5 protein-coding genes and 1 pseudogene are annotated in these 3446 nt (G+C 66.8%); 3 read left to right on the top strand and 3 right to left on the bottom strand.

Translation table 11 applies throughout. The features are described from left to right. Both AC1DU6_RS24225 and AC1DU6_RS24220 read left to right on the top strand, forming a co-directional pair. Positions 1–250 (top strand): annotated as a pseudogene (locus AC1DU6_RS24225) (amidohydrolase); the annotation flags it as partial. Next, positions 247–789, top strand: a complete 543-nt coding sequence (locus AC1DU6_RS24220) for a DUF1415 domain-containing protein (RefSeq protein WP_457322735.1) — start codon at positions 247–249, stop codon at positions 787–789. The pseudogene AC1DU6_RS24225 and the gene AC1DU6_RS24220, both read left to right, overlap by 4 nt. Before the next feature lie 3 nt (positions 790–792). Here AC1DU6_RS24220 and AC1DU6_RS24215 read toward each other — a convergent pair whose 3' ends face one another. Then, positions 793–1146, bottom strand: a complete 354-nt coding sequence (locus AC1DU6_RS24215; RefSeq protein WP_056202726.1) for a hypothetical protein — start codon at positions 1144–1146, stop codon at positions 793–795. 172 nt (positions 1147–1318) lie between these two features. On the opposite strand from AC1DU6_RS24215, the gene AC1DU6_RS24210 reads away from it, so the two are divergent. Beyond that, positions 1319–2011: a response regulator transcription factor gene (locus AC1DU6_RS24210; RefSeq protein ID WP_457322736.1), complete on the top strand. Its 693-nt coding sequence runs from the start codon at positions 1319–1321 to the stop codon at positions 2009–2011. On the opposite strand, the gene AC1DU6_RS24205 is transcribed toward AC1DU6_RS24210, so the two are convergent. Together AC1DU6_RS24205 and AC1DU6_RS24200 are read right to left on the bottom strand one after the other, a co-directional pair. Then, positions 2008–2823, bottom strand: coding sequence for a CheR family methyltransferase (locus tag AC1DU6_RS24205; protein ID WP_457322737.1), 816 nt, complete (start codon positions 2821–2823; stop codon positions 2008–2010). The genes AC1DU6_RS24210 and AC1DU6_RS24205 overlap by 4 nt on opposite strands. A gap of 14 nt (positions 2824–2837) precedes the next feature. Next, a complete protein-coding gene (locus AC1DU6_RS24200; protein WP_457322738.1) occupies positions 2838–3143 on the bottom strand; it encodes a hypothetical protein in 306 nt (101 codons plus the stop codon). Positions 3144–3446 lie beyond the last annotated feature (303 nt).

Below are 3446 nucleotides of genomic sequence, written 5' to 3'. Positions count from 1 at the left end.
GGTGGGCGCCGACAACGTGCAGGAGTTCGAGCCCACCATGGGCGCCGAGGACTTCAGCTACTACCTGCTCGACAAGCCCGGCTGCTACTTCCTGATAGGCAACGGCGACGGCAGCCACCGCGTCGGTGRCCATGGCATGGGGCCCTGCATGCTGCACAACCCGAGCTATGACTTCAACGATGAGCTGATTCCGCTGGGCGGCTCGATGTGGGTCAGGATGGCTGAAGCCTGGTTGAATACACCGCGATGAATCACGAGCAAATCATCCAGGACACCCGCGACTGGGTCGTCAAGGCCGTCATCGGCCTGAACCTCTGCCCGTTCGCCAAGGCCGTGCACGTCAACGAGCGCATCCGCTATGTCGTCAGCGACGCCACCGAGCCCGAGGCGCTGCTGAAGGACCTGGCCCGCGAACTGCTGGCGCTCAACCGTGCCGATCCGGAAGAGGTCGACACGACGCTGGTCATCCATCCCAATGTGCTGACCGATTTCCTCGACTTCAACGACTTCCTGGACGCGGCCGACGCGCTGGTGGAAGAACTGAAGCTCGACGGCATCCTGCAGATCGCCGACTTCCACCCCGCCTACCAGTTCGAAGGCAGCGAGCCCGACGACATCGCCAACTACAGCAACCGCTCGCCCTACCCGACGCTGCACATCCTGCGCGAAGACAGCATCGAGCGCGCCGTCGAGTCCATGCCCGACACGGCGTCCATCTACGAGAACAACCTAGAAACGCTGGACAAGCTGGGCGTGGAGGGTTGGCGCAAGCTCGGCCTCAAGGGCTGAGGCTCATTCCTTCACCCAGGAAAAGGCGCCCCCGCCCTTCTTGGGTGAATTGGCCCGCGTGCGCAGCACCGCGTCGAAGCCGCTCTTGCCGCCATTCCAGATGGCTGTCAGCAAGCTGACAACATCATCACGCGAGTAGGCATCCAGGTCGGCACGGAACTGCTTGATCGCCGCGGCCAGCATGTCGCGCGGCAGCTCCTGGTGGGTTGCCAGCACGAGGAACATGGCGGCGAACAGGTCGGGCCGACTGCCACACAGCACCTGGATGCGTCGCAGCGCCTCGGGCGGCGCCGCGCGCTGGCCCGGATGCAGCCAAGTCAACTCGTCTGGGCCTTCGGCTTGCACGTCATCGGCCATCGCGGTCTCCTCGTGCCGCTCGTTGGCGGCTTGATTTATCACAGCGTCCGCCTAGTGTCAGTCATTTATGACCCAAAACGTGCAGCAAACCACGTTCAAGAGGCTTTCCGAGGCATGCTGACGCCCCAGTCATGCGGCAAACTCCGCGGCTGCTCTCGTGTCCCCCGCCACCATGCAACCCAAGACCCTCGCCCTCATCGATGACGACGCTGAGTACTCCGAGTTCCTGACCCAGCATCTGCAGGAGCAGCAGGGCATCGCGGTCAGCCGTTTCGACGACAGCAATGCGCTGCTGGCCTCACCCGATGCCTTTGCCTTTGATTTCTATCTCGTCGACCTGATGCTGCCCGGCGTCAACGGCGTGGAGCTGATCAAGATCCTGCGCCGGCGCACCGATGCCGGCGTCGTCGTCGTGTCGGGGCGCCTCGGGCCGGAAGTCTTCCGCGAGGTCATCACGGCTGGCGCCGACATGTATCTCGTCAAGCCGGTGCAGTTCGAGCAGGTGTCGCTGGCGATTGCCGCCGTGCAGCGCCGCGTTGCCAAGCCCTCGGCGGCCGACGCGGTCTGGAAGCTGGACCGCGCCAGTGGCGAGCTCGTCGTGCCCGACGGCACGCGCATCCAGTTGAGCGAGGCCGACCGCCAGTTGCTGGAATGCTTTGCCCAGGCCGGCGGCGAACCGGTCACGCGCGAGACCCTGCTGAACAAGCTCGGCCGCGAGGTGCCCGAGGGCGAGACCGACGACGGCCTGTCGGCCACCATCTACCGCCTGCGCCGCCGCATCGAGCGCGCCACGCCCACCCTCGTGCCGCTGCAGAGCAAGTCGCGGGTCGGCTATGTCTTCCGCGCGCCGCTGCAGCTGATCTAGACCTGTTTTCTGAAGACGCCTGGGGCCAGCGCTTCCAGGCCCGGCGTCGTGACCAGGCCCTGCTCGGCCGTTCCAACGAAGAACAAGCCACCGGGATGCAGCCGCGCCAGCACTTGCGCCAGGACGGCCTGGCGCGTCGCCGCATCGAAATAGACCAGCACCTGGCGCAGCCAGATCGCATCAAAGCCCTGAGCGCCGTGCAGTGGTGCGCGCAGGTCGTGGCGCTCGAAATGCACGCGCTCGCGCAGGCCGGCCTGCACCTGCACCAGGCCGGTGCCTGCCGGGTCGCCGCCCAGGCCGTAACGGCGCAGCCGCTCCGGCGTGACCTGGCGCAGTTGCGCCTGCGGGTAGAGGCCCTCGGCAGCGCTGCGCAACCGCCGCTCGTTGATGTCGGTGCCCAGCACCAGCCAATCCGCGCCGACGCGCCCGGCCTGCTGCAGGTCGGCCAGCAGCATGGCCAGGCTGTAGGCCTCGTCGCCAAAGGAAGTGCTCGCGCTCCACAGCCGCGGGCGCTGCGGACGCACACGGCTCAGTTCGGACTCCAGCAGGTCGAAATGCATCAACTCACGGAAGAAATGGTTTTCAGGAGTGGTCAGCAGGTCGACAGCCATCTGGCACTCGCCACCGCCCTCGGCGCTGGCGATGAGCGCAACATAGGCCTCATAGCTGTCCAGGCCCAGGCGCTGCAGCCGCGGCGCCAGACGGGACGCGACTGCGGCCTTCCTGGCCATCGGCAAGCTCAGCCCGACCGCCACCTCCATCAGCGCCGCAAGCCGGGCATAGGTGGATTCATGCAATGCCGGCATCGCCATCGGTCGGACGCCTCTCAGCCCTGCTCGTGGGCGGTGGAGGCGATGAGATCCGCCAGACCGAGTGCGCGGCAGGCATGGACGAGGACATCGCTGGCCCGCGTCAGCCGCAGGCGCTGGCCACGGGCGCTCAAGGCGTGGGCCAGGACCAGCAGGCTCTGGGCGTCAGCAGCGTCGAACTGCTCGACGGCCGAGCCGTCCAGCTCGACCAGCCACTGCAAGCGCAGCTCGGCGGCCGTGTTGAGGCTGACCTCCATCGGCAGGCTGCCCCAGCAGCTGACGCGCCGGCTCGCCTGAGGGGTGAAAGGGCCGACGGACAACATGGCTCCAAGCCTAGGAGCTGCCGACAGCCGCCGCTGCGGGGAATTCTTGACCGGGTCTGTCGGGCCGCCTCAAGACCCCGCTGCGGCGTGATCCAGGCCACGGCCTCGGCCGCCTTCAGCGGTCCAGCGCACCGCTCATGCCGACGGCAACCCGTTTTCGGGTCGATGGCGCTGCACATCACGCATCAGGCGCGCGACGACGAGGCGCATGACGTGGAAACCGAGCTTGGGGTTCTGGTAGTAGAGCAAGGCCATCTCCTCGGCTGTGAGGCTGTAGACGACGCAATCGCCCGGAGCCTCCAG

This window comes from Roseateles sp. P5_B10 (assembly GCF_056400485.1).
This window is presented reverse-complemented; position numbering and strand designations above follow the sequence as displayed.

Bases quoted from the DNA above. Each gene is read 5' to 3' on its own strand.
- AC1DU6_RS24215 (WP_056202726.1), bottom strand. From the start codon at position 1,146: ATGGCCGATGACGTGCAAGCCGAAGGCCCAGACGAGTTGACTTGGCTG.
- AC1DU6_RS24220 (WP_457322735.1), top strand. From the start codon at position 247: ATGAATCACGAGCAAATCATCCAGGACACCCGCGACTGGGTCGTCAAG.
- AC1DU6_RS24200 (WP_457322738.1), bottom strand. From the start codon at position 3,143: ATGTTGTCCGTCGGCCCTTTCACCCCTCAGGCGAGCCGGCGCGTCAGC.
- AC1DU6_RS24210 (WP_457322736.1), top strand. From the start codon at position 1,319: ATGCAACCCAAGACCCTCGCCCTCATCGATGACGACGCTGAGTACTCC.
- AC1DU6_RS24205 (WP_457322737.1), bottom strand. From the start codon at position 2,823: ATGGCGATGCCGGCATTGCATGAATCCACCTATGCCCGGCTTGCGGCG.